A 16,516-nucleotide genomic window follows, 5' to 3' on the forward strand; every position below is an offset into this window, starting at 1 on the left:
GGCGACACCCAGTGGATGACGGCCGGCCGTGGCATCCTGCACATCGAGGCGCCGCCGGAGCAGCTGGTGATGAGCGGCGGCCTGTTCCACGGCCTCCAGCTCTGGGTCAACCTGCCCAAGGTGGCGAAGATGAACCCGCCGCGCTACCAGGACATCCGCGGCCGGGAGTCGACGCTGCTGACCACGCCGGACGGCGGCGCGCTGATCCGGGTGATCGCCGGTGAGGTCGCCGGGCATCAGGGCCCGGGCTCGACCCACACCCCGATCACCATCGCCCACGTGACGCTGCAGCCGGGCGCGGAGCTGAGCCTGCCCTGGCGGCCGGACTTCAACGCGCTGGTCTACGTGCTGGCCGGCCGAGGCACCGTCGGCACCGACCGCCGGCCGATCCACCTCGGTCAGCTCGCCGTGCACGGCGCGGGCGACGCGCTGCGGGTCACCGCGGACGCGAAGCAGGACTCGAACACCCCGGCCCTGGAGCTGTACATCATGGGTGGGCAGCCGATCCGGGAGCCGGTGGCGCACTACGGCCCGTTCGTGATGAACACCCGGGACGAGCTGATCCAGGCGTTCGAGGACTACCAGGCCGGTCGGCTCGGCGTGATCCCGGCCGCGCGGCTGCCGCACACCGGCGGCGAGGGCACCCGCCCCTGACCGACGGCGTACCGGACGGGCGTCCCGGGTCTCCCGGGGCGCCCGTCGGCGGGTCAGGAGATGGCGAAGATGCCGGCCACGCCGAGGATCACCATCACCAAGACCGCCACCAGCACACCGCGCTCCCCCTCGACCGCCTGGTCGCGGTACTCGGTCACGGTGTTCGTCGTCTCGGCGGGCATGGTGTGGCCTCCTCGCTACTCGCGATCCAGGGGTGCGGCGGTGCCCTCGGGAGAGCCGGCCGACCAGGGGCGGTCGGCGTGCGGGGCAGTCTCGGGGGTCCTACCGTGAGGACGGTGTCGACCTCGGGAGGCTGGAACGTGGCGATGCGGGACTGGTTCCTCACCGCACAGGAACGTGCCAACCCGGGGTCTGAATTACCCGTTTGGGCGACGGGAAACCTTGCCGAGCCGTTGATTCACGGTGCCGCGTACTTCGACCGGCTGGTGCGCGAGGTGGCGGCGCTGAAGGCCGGCGACCACCTGTTCTTCACCGACTGGCGGGGCGACCCGGATCAGCGGATGCGCCCCGACGGCCCGACCGTGGTGCAGCTCTTCGCCCAGGCCGCCCAGCGTGGGGTGATCGTCAAGGGCCTGATCTGGCGTTCCCACCTCGACGCGCTCTCCTACAGCGAGGCGGAGAACCGTGACCTCAGCGAGGCGCTCTGCGCGGCCGGCGGGGAGGTGCTGCTGGACCAGCGGGTCCGCCGGGGCGGCTCGCACCACCAGAAGCTGGTGGTGCTGCGCCACCCGGACGACCCCGCGCGGGACCTCGCGTTCGCCGGCGGGATCGACCTGTGCCACAGCCGGCGGGACGACGCCGAGCACCGGGGCGACCCCCAGTCGGTGGCCATGTCCCCGAAGTACGGACCGCACCCGCCGTGGCACGACGTCCAGCTCGCGGTGCGCGGCCCGGTGGTCGGCGCGCTGGACACCACCTTCCGGGAGCGGTGGACCGACCCGATGCCGCTGGACGCGGAGAACCCGCTGGCGTACCTGCGGGACCGGCTGCGCGGCGCCGACCTGAGCCCGGACCCGCTGCCCGACCAGCCCGCAGATCCCCCGCCCTGCGGCCCGCACCAGATCCAGGTGCTGCGCACCTACCCGGCGGTGCGCCCCCGCTACCCGTTCGCCCCCGACGGGGAGCGGACGGTGGCCCGCGGCTACACCAAGGCGGTCCGCCGGGCCCGCCGGCTGATCTACCTGGAAGACCAGTACCTCTGGTCGACGGAGGTGGCGGACCTCTTCGCCCGGGCCCTGCGCGAGCATCCCGAGCTGCATCTCGTCGCGGTGGTGCCCCGCCACCCGGACGTGGACGGCCGGCTGGCGCTGCCGCCGAACATGGTGGGCCGGGAACAGGCCATCTCGCTCTGCCACCGGGCCGCCCCGGACCGGGTGCACATCTTCGACCTGGAGAACCACGAGGGCACCCCGGTCTACGTGCACGCGAAGGTCTGCGTGGTCGACGACGTCTGGGCCAGCGTGGGCAGCGACAACTTCAACCGCCGCTCCTGGACGCACGACAGCGAGCTGTCCTGCGCGGTGCTGGACGAGACCCGCGACGAGCGCGTCCCGACCGACCCGGCCGGGCTGGGCGACGGCGCCCGGGTCTTCGCCCGGGACCTGCGGCTGCGCCTGTGGCGGGAGCACCTGGACCGCGACCCGGGCGGCGGGGATGACCTGGACCTGCTCGACCCCGCGGACGCGGTCGCCGCGATCACCGACGCGGCCGAGGCGCTGGAGCGCTGGCACTCGGCGGGGCGGACCGGTCCCCGGCCGCCGGGGCGGCTGCGGCCGCACCGGCCGGAACGGCTACCGTGGCGCACCCGGCTCCGGGCGCTACCCGCGTACCGGCTGGTCTACGACCCGGACGGCAGGCCGCTGCGGGCCCGCCGCGCCGGCACCTGGTGAGCCAGCGCGGGCGGGGTGTCGATCGGCTGGTCGAGCGGGTTCGGCCGGGCCGGGTACGCGAAGGACACCCGGGGCGAGTAGAAGCCCCGGCAGACCTGCAGCGGGTTGGCCGGGCGTAGCGCGTACACCGGGTGCTCCGGGACGAGGAACTCCACCGACTCGATCTCGAACGGCGACACCGGCTCGGCCACGTACGGATAGTCGACGATGGTGAGCTCGCCGTCCCGCGCCGTCACGTACCGGTGGTGGCCGCTGTGTGCCTCGATGCCGGTGTGCCCGACCTGGGCCACGACCCGGATGACGGGCCGCCCGTCCACCCGGGTCTCGGTGGTGAGCCGCCCACCCCGGAGGTCCAGGACGGTCTGCCCGGCCACCGCCGGGGCGCCGCGCGCGGCGGTGTACTGCCGGACCCGGAGGCTGCACGCGAAGTAGTCGGTCCACCAACCGCCGGGGCTGTCGCCGTCGGGCGGATCCATGTCCTCCAGTGAGACACCGACGAAGGTGCACGAGTAGGCGCCGAATCCGGAGGTCTGGGTCTCGTCGTCGACCACGTACTGGCAGAGGAAGACCTGCCGGTCGGGGAGCGCGCGCAGGCCGGCCGGGACGAGCGCCGCGACCGCGTCGGGGTCCGCCGGGAGCCAGCTGAACAGCAGGGTCCGGGCGTTGACGACGAGTTGCGGAGCGGCGGGATCGAGCACGATGCCTCCGTAGACGTGTACACCCGGACGCTACGGGCGGTCCCGTGGGTGGGACAACGACGGAAAGTGGACACTCTGAGCCGGTTGTCGGGTTTCGCATTGGCCGGTCGGTCGGTCCGGGTCACCGAGCGGATGGCCGGGCGGGTCCGTCCGGGCCATGGAACGCGAGAGGCTTTATGCCGGATTCGGGGACTTACTGCCCGACCTTCGCTTAAGCGCATCGTCCTTTCGGCTAGATTTCTCAGAGCCGATCGGGTTAAGGTGGCTTCCGAACGGACTACCGGAAGCCAAACCGAAGCGTCACACATTTTTCCGCGGACGAGGTGCAGGGAGGACCACCCATGACCGCGAAGACCATCGACGAGCGGGCGACCACATCGCAGTCCACCTCCGCGAAGCTCGACCCGCGTGCGCTCACCGACAGCGCCAGCGATCTGCTCCACGCGATGGCCACGCTGCCCGCCAACCACCCGTCGCGCTCCGCGCTGCGGGACCGGGCGATCGAGGCCTGGCTGCCGCTCGCCAACCACCTCGCCCACCGCTACAGCGGTCGCGGCGAGCCGACCGACGACCTGGCCCAGACCGCCGCGGTCGGCCTGATCAAGGCGATCGACAAGTTCGACCCCTCCCGGGGCGTCGACTTCGCCGGCTACGCCATCCCGACCATCATCGGCGAACTCAAGCGGCACTTCCGCGACCGCACCTGGGACATCCGGGTGCCCCGCCGCCTCCAGGAGCTGCGGCTGGCCATCTCCGACGCCAACAGTTCGCTGCTGCAGACCCTCGGCCGCTCGCCGACGGTCGCCGACATCGCCGCCCACCTCAACCTCACCGAGGAAGACGTCCTGGAGGGCCTGGAGGGCGCCCGCGCGTACAACGCGGTGTCGCTGTCCACCCCGACCGGCGACGGCGACCGGGCGACCGAACTGGGCGACATGCTCGGCGGCGAGGACGGCGAGTTCGAGCTGGCCGAACTGCGGGTGGCGCTGAACCCGGCCCTCGCCACGCTGGACGAGCGCGAGCAGAAGATCCTCACGCTGCGCTTCTACGGCAACCTGACCCAGTCGCAGATCGCCGAGCAGATCGGCGTGTCGCAGATGCACGTGTCCCGGCTGCTGGCCCGGGCGCTGACGAAGCTGCGGGGGCAGCTCGACGGAACGTACTAGGGGGGTGGGAGCGGTGGCCGGGTCGGCGGACCCGGCCACCGTCGTGTCCCCGCGGCCCGGCCGGCGGTTCGCCGGCCGGGCCGTTCCCGTTCAGGGCGGCCGCCCCCGGTCCCAGTGGACAGCCCCGGGGGTCGCCGCCCGCGTACCGCTCAGCCGACCGGGTCTCGCCACATCGGGTAGAACGGAGCGCCGTCGGGAAGGCGAAACGGCTCGGCGATCCGGTAGCCGTGCCGGGCGTACAGGTCGCGGCTGCGCTCACTGCTCGCCTCCAGGTACGCGGGTACGCCCTCGGCGTCGAGCACGGCATGGTGGTGCCGCAGCAGGAGGTTGCCCAGCCCCCGTCCCTGCCGTTCCGGGGCGACCGCCAGGAACGCCAGGTGGTGGTGATCGGCGTGCGGATGGTGCGCCTCGAACAACTCGTCGAGGTGCTGGAACCGCGGGGTCCACTCGCCGCAGGCGGCGGCCAGCCGGGCGTCGTAGTCGGCCGGCGGCGGAGCCGGCTCGCCGGTCTGCGGGAACCAGACCGCGACCGCGGCCCGGTCCGCGGTGCCGTGCACGACGCCGTGCCGCATCGCGTGGTCGACCAGGATCTCGAAGTTGTCGGCGAGCACCGCCTCCCGCTTCGCCTCGTCCGGCACGAGCCACCGGGTGACGGCCAGGAGCCGGAACGCCCGGGCGATCCGCTCGGCGACCAACCGGGCCTCCGCCAGGCCCAGCCGCTCGACCGGCACGTCCATCATCGCAACGACTCCGCCGCGGCCGGCGCCACCTCGTCGGAGGCGGGCGGCACGTCGACGATGGCGCTCTCCGCGCCCAGCCCGATCCGGGCGTACACGTTCGGCCGGGTGCCGCGCAGCACCAGCCCCCAGAGCAGCCCGAGCAGCGCGGCAACCGGGTAGACCGCCGGGATCACCCAGCGCAGCGGCGAGTCCGGGTCGACCCCGAGCAGAATGGCGAAGTTGTCCACGGCGACCACGATGATGGCGACCAGCGCGATCGCGGCGAGGGCGGGGGCGATCGCGCGCCGCCACAGCGTCTCCTCGATACGGGTCCGGGCGAAGAAGGCGATCACCGCCACCGCGGTGGCGGCGAGCAGCAGCAGCACCCCGAACCCGCCGCCGGTGCCGCCCCAGAAGAAGAGCTGCACCAGCGGGTCCCAGCCCGCGACCGCGTAGAGGACGATCACGACCAGGCCGAGGGCGCTCTGCGCCAGTGAGGCGACCCGCGGCGCCCCGGTGAGCGGCGAGGTCTGCCCGAACAGCGCGGGCAGCACCCGCTCGCGACCGAGCGCGAAGGCGTACCGGGCGGTGGTGTTGTGGAACGAGATCATCGCCGCCAGCAGCGAGGTGAGGAAGAGCGCCTGGCCGATGGTCACCGCGGTGTCGCCGAGGTGGGCGCCGGCGAGGTTGAAGATGAGCCCGGTGCTCTGTTCACGGGACGCCGCCACGATCTGGTCCCGCCCGGTGGCGACGGTCATCGTCCAAGCCGAGAAGGCGTACAGACCGGCGATGATCGCCACCGACAGGTAGGTGGCCATCGGGACGGTCCGCTTCGGGTCCTTGCTCTCCTCGCTGAACACCACCGCGGACTCGAAGCCGGTGAAGCCGGTCGTGGCCAGCACCAGGATCGCGCCGACCCCCGGCACCAGGAGGTTGTCCGGCGACAGCGTGGCGAAGCTGACCGCGCCGCCGGCCGGGTGGGTGACCTGCGCCAGGTCGAAAACGAGGATCACCGTGATCTCGGCCAGCAGCAGCACGGCCAGCACCAGGCCGTTCACGTCCACCCGGAGCACACCCAGCACCGCGACCAGCGCCCAGGCGACCAGAGCCACCACCCACCAGGCGGGCGAGCCGCCGAAGAGCTGCTGCAGCACGGGCTCGGCGGCGGCGCCGATCGCGCCGTAGAGCCCGACCTGCAGCGCGTTGTACGCGATCAGCGCGACCCACGCCGCGCCGACCCCGGCCGGCCGGCCGAGCCCACGGGCGATGTACGCGTAGAACGCGCCGGCGTTGGTCAGTCGGCGAGCCATCGCCACGTAGCCGACCGAGAAGAGGCCGAGCACCGCCGCGACCGCCAGGAACGCCAGCGGGATGCCGGTCACCCCGGTGACGGCGTACCCCGTGGTGACCACGCCGGCCACCACGGTCAGCGGGGCGGCGGCGGAGAGGACGAAGAAGACGACCGACGGTACGCCGAGCCGGCCGCGGGCCAGGGCCTCGGAGACGTTGCTCGGACGTTCGGCTGTGGCTGCAGGGGGCATGAGGGCAGCTCCGGTTGGAGGGGAGGAATGGGGGCGGTGACCCGGAGGTCAGGGGATGCCGCGCAGCACCGCGGCGCCGACGGCGGCCTCGGTGTGCGCGACGAGTTCCTTCAGCGGCGCGGGCAGCGCCGGGATGAGGACGCTCAGCTGGTGGTGGGCCTGCGGTCCGGCGTTCCAGAGCACCTCGCGGGTCAGCCCCGTAGCGGCGATCAGACCGAGCAGCAGGGAGTCCGGCACGACGATGGGCTCCGGGCGCTCCAGCAGGGTCGACAGCCGGGCCGCCGGCCAGGCCGTCGTGTTCACGTCGACCGGGACGTAGCTGAGGCTGGTTCGCAACAGCCGACGGTTCTCCTGGCGACGCAGCACCCCGGCGCGGGCCAGCCGCTCGCCGACCGAGGTCACCCCGGTCTGGGCCAGAAAGCTGAGCCAGATGCGGACGGCCCGGTGCTGGGGCTCGCCGATCAGCTGGTCGAGTACGGTGTGCGCGAGCGCGTCGGCCGGTGGCCGGCGGTCGAGCACGGTGAGCATTCCGGACGCGATGGTGATCCGTCCGAAAAGGAGTAACTCGCCGAGGAGACCGGCGGCGAGTCCGAGCGCGGTGGCCGCCGGATGCAGCTTGGCCTTGCCGCGACTGTCGTTGTGGGCAATGAGGAAGAACTCGTCAGCGATGAGCAAACGAGCCTCCCGGCCGTCCAAAGTGATCGATGCCGCGACGAGAATGCACCTCAGGCTCCGGCAATGCAACTCCCGGATTCGACGGTTGCACTCCGTACCGGCGCGACCTGCGGATCTTCCGGCGCCACACTCGGAGGGTGACGGCCAGCCTCACCGTTCGCCGCCGCCGCATCGCCCGGGGACTCCGCCGACTTCGCGAACATGCAGGGATGACCCTCGATGTCGCCGCCCGCCGGCTCGACGCGGGCCCGGCCATCGTCGCGTCCACTCGGACCCGGTCGGTGGTTCGCCCACCGGGCTGTTCCGTTTCAGCGCAGCACCAGCAGATCCATCGCGTCGACCACCGGGGCGTCCGGCGTCCGCTCCGCGGCGGCGCGCAGCCGGCGCAACCCCCGGTCGTAGTCGGCGTCGTCGAGCAGCGCCAGCGGGGTGTGCGCCGCCCGGCGCAGCCCGTCCACCGCCGCCTTCAGTGAGCGGGCGCTGACCTGCGGCACCGGCGTCAGGGCGACCGGGGCGAAGCCGGCCGGCTCGAACGCGGCGCAGACCTCGGCGACCGACGGGTAACAGTCCAGCACCCGCAGCGCCTCCGGGAACCACCGGAACAGCGTGACGCCGCCCCCGCGGCCGGCGAAGACCGACCGGACCAGCACCGGCGCGCCGGGGCGCAGCACGCGGCGCAGCTCGGCGGCGACCGCCGGCAGGTCGGGCAGGTGGTGAACCACCGTGGAGAGCCAGGCGCCGTCGAGGTCGGCCGCCGCGAGCGGCAGGGCCTCCGCCCGCCCGGCCACCATCCCCGGGTACGCCGAGTGGGCCCGCATCGCCGCCGACGGCTCGACCGCCACCACGTCCACGTCGTACCAAGACCGGAAGGCCGTCGCCCAGGCGCCGGTGCCGGCCCCGAGGTCGAGCACCCGCACGCCCGGCCCGACCGGCAGGTGCCGGGCCACCGCCGCCCGCCAGCTCGCCAGCCCCTCGACGGGCAGGTGCCGGGTCGCCGCGAAGGCGGCGGCGGAGACCGCGTCGTACGCCATCATCGCCATGCCCGTCACCCAACGCCGCCGAACGGTGGCGGTCAATGTGAGAGGCGGAACAGGGGGCCGGCGGCCACCCGGGGACGCGGGTGCGAGAGTGGGGACGTGCTCTCCGACGTCCCGCTCGACCTGCCGGTCCGGCCGGTGCTGCCGGCGCTCGTCGGGGCGCTGCGCATGGCCGGCACGGGCGTCCTGGTGGCGCCGCCCGGCACCGGCAAGACCACCCTGGCCCCGTTCGCGGTGGCCGACGAGGTTCCGGGGCGGGTGGTGATCGCCCAGCCCCGCCGGGTCGCCGCCCGGGCCGCCGCCCACCGGATGGCCGCCCTGCTCGGCGAGCGCGTCGGCGGCCGGGTCGGCTACGCCGTGCGCGGCGAGCGCCGGGTCGGGCCGGACACCCGCGTCGAGGTGGTCACCACCGGCCTGCTGGTGCGGCGGCTGCACCACGACCCGGAGTTGCCCGGGGTGGGCGCGGTGCTGCTGGACGAGGTCCACGAGCGGCAACTCGCCGCCGACCTGGCGCTGGCCTTCACCGTGGAGGCCCGGGGCGCGCTCCGGCCCGACCTGTGGCTGCTGGCGATGTCGGCCACCCCGCAGGCGGACCGGTTCGCCGCCCTGCTCGGCGGCGCGGGCGCGCCCGCACCCGTGGTCCGCGCGGAAGCGGCGCTGCACCCGGTGACCCGGATCTGGACGCCGCCGCCCCGGCCGGTTGCCGCGCCGGGAGCGGGCCGGGTCGACCCGGCGCTGCTCGACCACGTGGCGGCCACGGTCCGGCGGGCACTGCGGGAGCGCGACGGGGACGTGCTGGTCTTCCTGCCCGGGGCGGGCGAGATCGCCGCGGTCACCGCCCGCCTGGCCGACCTGCGCGACGCGGTCGCCGTGCTGCCGCTGCACGGCCGGCTGCCCGGGGCGGCTCAGGACGCCGCGCTGCGACCCGGAACGGTCGACGGGCGGCGGGTGGTGCTGGCCACCGCCGTGGCGGAGAGCAGCCTCACCGTGCCCGGGGTCCGCGTCGTGGTCGACGCCGGGTTGAGCCGGGTGGCCCGCACCGACCTGGCCCGCGGCCTGGGCGCGCTGGTGACCGTGCCGGTGTCCCGGGCAGCGGCCACCCAGCGGGCCGGCCGGGCCGGGCGGGAGGCCCCCGGGGCGGTCTACCGGTGCTGGTCGGAGGCGACGCACGCCCGGCTCGCCCCGCAGCCGGAGCCGGAGATCGCCACCGCCGACCTGACCGGGTTCGCGCTGGAGCTGGCCGCGTGGGGCGACCCCGACGGCAGCGGCCTGGCGCTGCCCGATCCCCCGCCGCCGGCGGCCCTCACCGTCGCCCGGGAGACGCTGGCCACGCTCGGCGCGGTGGACGCCGACGGGCGGATCACCGCCCGGGGACGGGCCATCACGGCCGCCGGCGCGCACCCCCGGCTGGCCCGGGCGCTGCTGGACGGGGCGGAGCGGGTCGGCGCCGACCGGGCCGCCGAGGTGGTCGCCCTGCTCGCCGAGGACACACTCGGCGGTGCCGGGGACGACCTCACCGCGCTGTGGCGTCGGCTGCGCGCCGGCACCGACCCGGCCGCCACCGCCCGCTGGCGCGCCGAGGTGCGCCGGCTGCGTGCCGCCCTGCCCACCGAAGGGCGGGTGAGCGGCGACCACCTTCCCGACGACCTGGCGGCGGGGCTGCTGGTCGGGTTGGCGTACCCGGAACGGCTGGCCCGGACGCGGCGGGCCGGCGGGTCCGCGTACCTGATGGCCGGCGGGACCGCCGCGGAGCTGGCGGCCGGGTCGGGGCTGGTCGGGTCGACGTGGCTGGCGGTCGCGGTGGCCGACCGCTCCCCCGGCGCGCCGACGGCCCGGGTGCGGCTGGCCGCGCCGGTGGACGAGGGGACCGCGCGGGAGGCCGGCGGGCCGCTGCTGCGCGCCGCGCGCGAGATCGGCTGGTCCGGCGGGGACGTGGTGGCCCGGGAGGTGGTCCGGCTCGGCGCGATCGAGCTGGTCGACCGCCCGCTGGCCGCGCCGGACCCGGAGTTGGTCGCCGACGCCGTGCTCACCGGGCTGCGCCAGGGCGGGTTGAGCCTGCTGACCTGGTCGCCGGAGGCGACGGCGCTGCGCCGGCGGCTGGCCTTCTGCCGGCGGACGCTCGGCGACGACTGGCCGGACGTCGCCGATCCGGCGCTGCTCGCCGCCGCGCCCACCTGGCTGGGTCCGGAGCTGGCCCGCGCCCGACGCCGGGCCGACCTGGCCCGGATCGACGTGGCGGCGGCGCTGCGCCGGCTGCTCGACTGGCGGCAGGCGGCCCGGCTGGACGAGCTGGCGCCGGAACGCCTCCCGGTGCCCAGCGGCTCCCGGATCCGGGTGGACTACGCCGACCCGGGCGCCCCGGTGCTGGCGGTCAAGCTGCAGGAGACCTTCGGCTGGCGGGACGCGCCGCGGATCGCCGACGGCCGGGTGCCGGTGCTGCTGCACCTGCTCTCCCCCGCCGGCCGGCCGGTGGCGGTCACCGCCGACCTGGCCTCCTTCTGGCGGGTGGGCTACCCGCAGGTGCGGGCGGAGCTGCGCGGTCGCTACCCCCGGCACCCGTGGCCGGAGGACCCGACCACCGCCGAGCCCACCCGGCGCGCCGCCCCGCGCCGGCGCTGAGTCCCTACTCCTCGACCACGTCGGCGATCATCACCGTGACGTTGTCCGGGCCGCCGGCCCGCAGCGCCAGGTCGATCAGCTTGCGGGCGCACTCCTCGCGGTCGGCGTACCCGCCGAGCACCTCGGCGAGGGTGTCCGAGCGGACCACGTTGGAGAGGCCGTCGCTGCACAGCAGCCAGCGGTCGCCGGCCCAGGGCACCATCGTCGCGTAGCTCGGGGATACCTCGTCGCCCTGCAACGCCTGGGTCACCACGGCCCGGCGGGGGTGGCTGCTCGCCTGCTCCGGAGTGATCACGCCCTGGTCGACCAGCATCTGCACGAAGGTGTCGTCCCGGGTGACCTGCTTCAGCACGCCCTCCCGGAACAGGTAGGCCCGGGAGTCGCCGACGTGCGCCAGGGCCAGGCAGCTACCGGTGCGGGCGAAGAGCAGCGCGGTCAGTGTGGTGCCCATGCCCTGGCGTTCCGGGTCCTCCTCGACGGCCCGGCGGATCCGCGTGGTGGCCAGCTCGATGCCGCGCTGGAGGGCGGCGACCAGCGCGTCCTCGGGCGTCTCCACGTCCAGCGGGGCCACCGCGTCGATGGCGACCCGGCTGGCCAGATCACCGGCCGCCATGCCGCCCATGCCGTCGGCGACGGCGACGAGCCAGCTGCCGGCGTGGAGCGCGTCCTGGTTCCCGCTGCGGATCAGCCCTCGGTCGCTCGCCCCCACGGAACGAAGCTTCAGGGTCATGGGTGGCAGCCTGCCAGGCGAACGGCGTAGTTGTCTCTAGGAGATCAGGACGATGCTGCGTGGCGCGGTGAATGTCACTGACCGGCATGGCGCCAGCTCATCGGGCTGGGTCGATTGCCAGCGGCGAACGCCGCCGGGCACATCCATCCTGTCAATGGGAACGCTCCCAGTGCTGGTGCCGCACCCCGGCGGCATCACCCGCCAGCATCGGGGTCCTGACCGCGCGCCCGGGCCCAGCCGAGGAAGCGGTCGGCCAGGCCGACCGGGCGAGCGTGCCCGTTGAGCTGGGCGAGCTGGTCCCCCGCCTCGTGCATCAGCGTGCCGAGGTAGACGAGCAGCGCGGGCCGGTCCTCGCGGTACTCGACCAGCAGCGCCAGCCGCGCCGGCTGGCACGGCCACTCCGCGCCGCACGCCCGGCACCGCCACAGCGGCCGCATGGGTACGTGCGGACGACCCGGCCGGCTCACCGCGCCGTCCCGCCCCGGGGGCCGGAACTGCGGCGCCAACCGCCGGCCCGCCATCGCTGGGCCGGGGTCAGGTTGCCGGCGCGGCCCGGATCCATGGTGGGAAGGACCTGTGTGGGGGTGTTCTCCCAGGACTCTCTGGGACGGGGGACGCAGGACCGGGGCGGGGCGGGGTCGCGACGCCGGGACCGGAACAGCACCGGGGGCCTCCTTCGCAGTCGATGGAAGGGCCGCCCCGGACGCCGTGGTCCGGGCGGCCGGCGGTCCCGCCGCCGGTTCGGGCCACGACGGCGGTTCCGCCGACCGGAAGCCTGCCGCGCGTCGCGGGACGGGCACACCGCGTAGCGGTAGGGTCTGCGGACGTCCGGAACGTCCTTCGTGGAGGCGGATGTGAACGACGCGCTGCGGATCGCCATGGCCGAGGTGGGCGAGACGGCGGAGTCCCTCGCCGACCGGGTCGGGGTGGACCCGAAGACGGCTGCCCGCTGGGTGACGCCGGGACGCGTCCCGCACCCGCGGCATCGGGCGGCGGTGTCCCGGGCGCTCGGCCGGGAGGTCGGCGACCTGTGGCCGGAGGTGGTCCGCCGCCGCGAGCCGGCCTGGTTCCGGCCGTGGGCCGAGGTGGAACGGGATGCCACCGCGCTCCGCTCATTCGAGACCTCCGTGCTGCCCGGTCTGCTCCAGACCGAGGCGTACGCCCACGCGGTGCTGAGCAGCGGCCCGCTCGCCGACGAGGAGGTGGAGGGCTACGTGGCGGCCCGGATCGCCCGCCAGGCGGCGGTCTTCGACCGGCCCCGGCCACCGCTGACCATCTTCGTCATCGACGAGGCGGCGCTGCGCCGGGGCGAGCCGGAGACCATGCAGCCACAGCTCGACCACCTGGTGATCATGGCGCGGCGGCCCCGGGTCCTGCTGCACGTGCTGCCGCTGCGGGCCGGCTTCCACCCCGGGCAGGCCGGCCCGTTCGTCATCGCCAGCATGGAAGGCGGCGAGGACGTGGCCTACCTGGACGACCAGGCCGCCGGGCGGACGACAAAGGACGTTGCCGCCCTGTGGCAGGTCTGGGACACTCTCAGGTCGGTGGCGCTGCCGCGCGACCAGACGATCCAGCTCCTGAAGGCGCGACCATGGCTGACCTGACCGACGCCCACTGGCGCACCAGCACCCGCAGCAGCTCCAACGGCGGCAACTGTGTCGAGGTCGCCGACAACCTCCCCGGCATCGTGCTGGTCCGTGACTCCAAGCACCGCGCCGGCGGCACGCTCACGTTCACTCCGGCCGCCTGGCAGGCGTTCGTCGGCGGGCTCCCGGAGCCCGGCCGCTCCTGACCCGCGCCCCGGTACGGTCCCGGGATGGCGTACCTCTTGCTGCTCGGCGCGATCACCGCCGAGGTGATCGGCACCAGCCTGCTCAAGGCGACCGACGGCTTCACCCGGCTCTGGCCGACGCTCGGCCTGGCGGTGGCGTACCTGTCGGCGTTCGGGCTGCTCGCCCTGGCCGTCAAGGACATCCCGGTCGGCGTGGCGTACGCGATCTGGTCCGGGCTCGGCACGGCCGCGATCATGGCGATCGGCGCGGCCTTCCTGGGCGAGCCGCTCAGCGTCGCCAAGGTGGTCGGCGCCGGATTGGTGATCGCGGGGGTGGTCGTGCTCAACCTCGGCGGCGCCCACTGAGCCGACCGGGCGGAAACCCGGTGGACGCGCGCGGAACGCGTACGCGAGGGTGGCGGCCATGGACGGGGGCGGACTGTCCGGCGCGGAGCGTCGGGTGTGGGCGGCGCTGCCGGCGGGGACCCGTGCCGCGCTGGCCGGCCTGCCGCCGGCGGACCTGCGGACGCTGCTGCTGACGGTGGCCCGGGACCGGGCCGCGACCGTCCGTCCGGCGGACGTCGTGCGGCGCTGGCGCGAGGACCGCTTCGTCCGCCCGGCGGACGTCGACCCCCGCGCGCTGTCCAAGCTGGAGGCGCGGATCTGGGAGCTGCTGCCGGCCGACGTGGCGGGTGTGGAGCTGTCCCCGGTCGCCCCGCTCGGCACCTGCGCCGCCGTCGCGCCGGTCAGCCAGCACCGGATCGTCAGCACGATGCGCGGCACCGAGGTGGTGAGCGACCCGACGAATGCCCTGGCCGTCGAGGCGGCCGTGCGCCGCGGGCGCGGCGACGAGGCGCACCTGGCCGCCGTGCACCGGGTGCTCCGGGCGCAGGACTTCGGGCCGGGCGCGTCCGCGCACTTCCGGCTCTTCACGCTGGTCTCCAGCGCCCGCGACGCCGGGTCGGGACGCACCGAGGCACGCCTGCTGGTCCGCCACCTGACGTGCTGGCACACATCGAGGACGCCCACGGGCGGGTCCCGTTCGCGGTCGTCTCCGGCAGCACCCGTGAGTCGGTCACCGCCTCGCTCACGGCGCTGGGCCTGCTCGACCGGTTCGAGACGCTGGTCTGCGCCGGAGACTACACGCGGGCCAAGCCCGACCCGGAGGGCTTCCTGCTCGCCGCCCGGCGGCTCGGCGTGGCCCCGACCGACTGCCTGGTCTTCGAGGACACCGCACTCGGCGTGCAGGCCGCGACGGCGGCGGGAATGGCGGCGGTACGCGTGCCTCAGCACCGGATTCTGGGCAGCCTGGCCCAGGAGCCGGACCACGCCGCGGTCGAGCGGCTGCTGCCGCTGCTCGACCGCTTGGAGTACGACCAGCGCGGGCACGCCGACCCGGAACTGCGCGAGGAGATCCTCCATTTTGCCCGGGAGGTACGGGCGCGTCCGATGTGACCGGCGTCGCGCCTTTCGGGGCCACCGGTCCCACCCGGCCCTGCCTAGGGTCGGCATCATGACCGTCAACGGGGACGTCACCGTCGATCTGGACGCGGTGCGCGCCGCCATCGCCCGGCAGGCCGAGCGGGTGACCGAGGGCATCGACGACATGGACCGCTACCGCGCCGCCCAGGTGGCCGACGAGTCGCACCGCGAGGTGACCGGGCCGCTGCTGCCGGGTTCGGGGGCAAGCGGCGTGCCGGCGCCGCGCTGATGGACGGGGTCTCGCCGATCCCGCCGCCCGGGCGGCTGCGCACCCTCGCCCTGGCCACCCTGGCCAACACGGTCGGCTCCGGGCTCTGGCTGGCCGGCGCGGCGCTCTACCTGACCCGGGACGTCGGGCTCTCCCCCGCCTCGGTCGGTGCTGGACTGACCGTCGCCGGGCTGGTCGGGCTCACCGCCAGCGTGCCGCTGGGCGGGCTGGCCGACCGGCGGGATCCGCGTACGCTGCGCGCGCTTCTCCAGGTGGGCCAGGCGGCCGTGGCGGCGGCGTACCTGCTGGTGGACTCGTTCCCGGTGTTCCTGGCGGTGGCGGTGCTGGACGCGCTGTTCACCTCCGGAAACCTGGCGGTCCGCGCCGCGCTGGTCGCCGTGGTCGCCGGTCCGCAGGGCCGGGTGCCCGCCTTCGCCACCCTGCGCGCGGTCGCCAACCTGGGCATCGCGGTCGGTACGGCGCTGGCCGGGTTCGCGCTGGCGGCGGACACCCACCTGGCGTACCAGGTGCTGGTGGTCGGCAACGCGGCCACCTACCTACTGTCGGCGGCGCTGCTGCTGCGGCTGCCGGCCTACCCGCCGGCGGCCGGCGGTGGTCGCGCGGCCGGCCGGCGGCTGGGTGGGGCGTTCCGGCGCGGCGGCGCGCTGCGCGACGGGCGGTTCCTCGCGGTCAGCGGCGCGTCGGCGGTGCTGGCCCTGCACCTGACGACGCTCACGCTCGTGGTGCCGCTGTGGACGGTGACCCGGGCCGGCGCGCCGCCACCGGTGGTGTCGGCGGTGCTGCTGACCAACACGGTGCTCACCGTGCTGCTCGCCGTGCGGCTGAGCCGGGGCGCGGACAGGGCCGCCCCGGCGGCCCGGATGCTGCGCCGGGCCGGGCTGGTGCTGGCGGCGGCGACGCCGCTCTACGCGGCCACCGCCGGCCTGCCCACCGTCGCGGCGGTGGCGCTGCTGCTGGTCGCCACGGCGGTCTGGACGATCGGCGACCTGTGGCACGGATCCGCCGGCGCGGGCCTCGCCTACGACCTGGCCCCGCCGGAGGCGCTCGGCGTATACCAGGGGGCGGACGGGCTGCTCGCCGGCTTGGCCCGGGCGGTCGGCCCGGCGCTGCTCACCCTGCTGGTACTCCATGGCGGGGCGGCGGGCTGGCTGGCGCTCGGCGCGCTCTTCGCGGGCGTCGGCCTGGCCGCCCCGGCGCTGACCAGGTGGGCGCTGGCGAACCGGGGGGCCGACCGGCGGACGGAGGCCGAGGATCGACCCGCTGCCACCGTGTAGCAGCATGGCGG

Annotated in this window: 17 protein-coding genes and 1 pseudogene; 10 read left to right on the forward strand and 8 right to left on the reverse strand. The window is 75.2% G+C overall.

All coding sequences use genetic code 11. From position 1 onward, the window contains the following. A partial coding sequence (locus tag ACFYOS_RS18240) for a pirin family protein (RefSeq protein WP_387142467.1) occupies positions 1-654 on the forward strand: 654 nt, incomplete at its 5' end. A gap of 53 nt (positions 655-707) precedes the next feature. Here ACFYOS_RS18240 and ACFYOS_RS18245 read toward each other — a convergent pair. Beyond that, positions 708-836, reverse strand: a complete 129-nt coding sequence (locus ACFYOS_RS18245) for a hypothetical protein (protein ID WP_387142471.1) — start codon at positions 834-836, stop codon at positions 708-710. A gap of 138 nt (positions 837-974) precedes the next feature. On the opposite strand from ACFYOS_RS18245, the gene ACFYOS_RS18250 reads away from it, so the two are divergent. Continuing rightward, positions 975-2,564: a phospholipase D family protein gene (locus ACFYOS_RS18250; RefSeq protein ID WP_387142795.1), complete on the forward strand. Its 1,590-nt coding sequence runs from the start codon at positions 975-977 to the stop codon at positions 2,562-2,564. On the opposite strand, the gene ACFYOS_RS18255 is transcribed toward ACFYOS_RS18250, so the two are convergent. Then, the gene (locus ACFYOS_RS18255; RefSeq protein WP_387142474.1) at positions 2,513-3,262 is read right to left on the reverse strand and encodes a hypothetical protein; all 750 of its coding nucleotides are present in this window, start codon (positions 3,260-3,262) and stop codon (positions 2,513-2,515) included. The two genes, ACFYOS_RS18250 and ACFYOS_RS18255, sit on opposite strands and share 52 nt — an antisense overlap. Positions 3,263-3,603: 341 nt before the next feature. Here ACFYOS_RS18255 and ACFYOS_RS18260 point away from each other — a divergent pair, with 341 nt between their 5' ends. Further along, the gene (locus ACFYOS_RS18260) at positions 3,604-4,428 is read left to right on the forward strand and encodes an RNA polymerase sigma factor SigF (protein WP_387142477.1); all 825 of its coding nucleotides are present in this window, start codon (positions 3,604-3,606) and stop codon (positions 4,426-4,428) included. Positions 4,429-4,577: 149 nt separating this feature from the next. On the opposite strand, the gene ACFYOS_RS18265 is transcribed toward ACFYOS_RS18260, so the two are convergent. The 4 genes from ACFYOS_RS18265 to ACFYOS_RS18280 form a co-directional block, all read right to left on the reverse strand. Then, a complete protein-coding gene (locus tag ACFYOS_RS18265) occupies positions 4,578-5,168 on the reverse strand; it encodes a GNAT family N-acetyltransferase (protein ID WP_387142480.1) in 591 nt (196 codons plus the stop codon). After that, positions 5,165-6,688, reverse strand: a complete 1,524-nt coding sequence (locus tag ACFYOS_RS18270) for an APC family permease (protein WP_387142483.1) — start codon at positions 6,686-6,688, stop codon at positions 5,165-5,167. The genes ACFYOS_RS18265 and ACFYOS_RS18270 overlap by 4 nt, the downstream gene beginning before the upstream one ends. Positions 6,689-6,736: 48 nt before the next feature. Beyond that, the gene (locus ACFYOS_RS18275; RefSeq protein WP_387142486.1) at positions 6,737-7,363 is read right to left on the reverse strand and encodes a GPP34 family phosphoprotein; all 627 of its coding nucleotides are present in this window, start codon (positions 7,361-7,363) and stop codon (positions 6,737-6,739) included. 308 nt (positions 7,364-7,671) lie between these two features. Beyond that, positions 7,672-8,403 carry a class I SAM-dependent methyltransferase gene (locus tag ACFYOS_RS18280; RefSeq protein ID WP_387142489.1) on the reverse strand — a complete coding sequence of 244 codons (732 nt, stop codon included), beginning with the start codon at positions 8,401-8,403 and terminating at the stop codon, positions 7,672-7,674. 96 nt (positions 8,404-8,499) lie between these two features. Between ACFYOS_RS18280 and hrpB the strand changes: the two genes are divergently transcribed. Then, positions 8,500-11,019, forward strand: coding sequence for an ATP-dependent helicase HrpB (gene hrpB / locus ACFYOS_RS18285; RefSeq protein ID WP_387142492.1), 2,520 nt, complete (start codon positions 8,500-8,502; stop codon positions 11,017-11,019). Between the two features lie 4 nt (positions 11,020-11,023). On the opposite strand, the gene ACFYOS_RS18290 is transcribed toward hrpB, so the two are convergent. Continuing rightward, positions 11,024-11,749, reverse strand: coding sequence for a PP2C family protein-serine/threonine phosphatase (locus ACFYOS_RS18290; RefSeq protein ID WP_387142495.1), 726 nt, complete (start codon positions 11,747-11,749; stop codon positions 11,024-11,026). 215 nt (positions 11,750-11,964) lie between these two features. Next, positions 11,965-12,216: pseudogene (locus ACFYOS_RS18295) on the reverse strand (flavin reductase); the annotation flags it as partial. Between the two features lie 411 nt (positions 12,217-12,627). Between ACFYOS_RS18295 and ACFYOS_RS18300 the strand changes: the two are divergent. From ACFYOS_RS18300 to ACFYOS_RS18325, 6 genes are all read left to right on the forward strand, one after another. Further along, positions 12,628-13,353, forward strand: coding sequence for a DUF5753 domain-containing protein (locus ACFYOS_RS18300; RefSeq protein ID WP_387142797.1), 726 nt, complete (start codon positions 12,628-12,630; stop codon positions 13,351-13,353). Next, entirely contained in the window at positions 13,341-13,541 is a 201-nt protein-coding gene (locus ACFYOS_RS18305; RefSeq protein ID WP_387142498.1) for a DUF397 domain-containing protein, read from the forward strand. The genes ACFYOS_RS18300 and ACFYOS_RS18305 overlap by 13 nt, the downstream gene beginning before the upstream one ends. A 24-nt stretch (positions 13,542-13,565) precedes the next feature. Next, positions 13,566-13,886 (forward strand): DMT family transporter, encoded by a 321-nt coding sequence (locus ACFYOS_RS18310; protein ID WP_387142500.1) that lies wholly within the window; start codon positions 13,566-13,568, stop codon positions 13,884-13,886. Positions 13,887-14,522: 636 nt separating this feature from the next. Beyond that, positions 14,523-14,975, forward strand: a complete 453-nt coding sequence (locus tag ACFYOS_RS18315) for an HAD family hydrolase (protein ID WP_387142502.1) — start codon at positions 14,523-14,525, stop codon at positions 14,973-14,975. A gap of 58 nt (positions 14,976-15,033) precedes the next feature. Beyond that, positions 15,034-15,231: a hypothetical protein gene (locus tag ACFYOS_RS18320; protein WP_387142505.1), complete on the forward strand. Its 198-nt coding sequence runs from the start codon at positions 15,034-15,036 to the stop codon at positions 15,229-15,231. Further along, a complete protein-coding gene (locus ACFYOS_RS18325) occupies positions 15,231-16,505 on the forward strand; it encodes an MFS transporter (protein ID WP_387142508.1) in 1,275 nt (424 codons plus the stop codon). The genes ACFYOS_RS18320 and ACFYOS_RS18325 overlap by 1 nt, the downstream gene beginning before the upstream one ends. Positions 16,506-16,516 lie beyond the last annotated feature (11 nt).

The organism is Micromonospora sp. NPDC005806, from assembly GCF_042871425.1.
Taxonomy (GTDB): domain Bacteria; phylum Actinomycetota; class Actinomycetes; order Mycobacteriales; family Micromonosporaceae; genus Micromonospora.

Coding starts and splice junctions, on each gene's coding strand:
- ACFYOS_RS18265 (WP_387142480.1), bottom strand. CDS start 5,168: ATGATGGACGTGCCGGTCGAGCGGCTGGGCCTGGCGGAGGCCCGGTTG.
- ACFYOS_RS18310 (WP_387142500.1), top strand. CDS start 13,566: ATGGCGTACCTCTTGCTGCTCGGCGCGATCACCGCCGAGGTGATCGGC.
- ACFYOS_RS18325 (WP_387142508.1), top strand. CDS start 15,231: ATGGACGGGGTCTCGCCGATCCCGCCGCCCGGGCGGCTGCGCACCCTC.
- ACFYOS_RS18280 (WP_387142489.1), bottom strand. CDS start 8,403: ATGGCGATGATGGCGTACGACGCGGTCTCCGCCGCCGCCTTCGCGGCG.
- ACFYOS_RS18305 (WP_387142498.1), top strand. CDS start 13,341: ATGGCTGACCTGACCGACGCCCACTGGCGCACCAGCACCCGCAGCAGC.
- ACFYOS_RS18300 (WP_387142797.1), top strand. CDS start 12,628: ATGGCCGAGGTGGGCGAGACGGCGGAGTCCCTCGCCGACCGGGTCGGG.
- ACFYOS_RS18290 (WP_387142495.1), bottom strand. CDS start 11,749: ATGACCCTGAAGCTTCGTTCCGTGGGGGCGAGCGACCGAGGGCTGATC.
- ACFYOS_RS18320 (WP_387142505.1), top strand. CDS start 15,034: ATGACCGTCAACGGGGACGTCACCGTCGATCTGGACGCGGTGCGCGCC.
- ACFYOS_RS18245 (WP_387142471.1), bottom strand. CDS start 836: ATGCCCGCCGAGACGACGAACACCGTGACCGAGTACCGCGACCAGGCG.
- ACFYOS_RS18260 (WP_387142477.1), top strand. CDS start 3,604: ATGACCGCGAAGACCATCGACGAGCGGGCGACCACATCGCAGTCCACC.
- ACFYOS_RS18270 (WP_387142483.1), bottom strand. CDS start 6,688: ATGCCCCCTGCAGCCACAGCCGAACGTCCGAGCAACGTCTCCGAGGCC.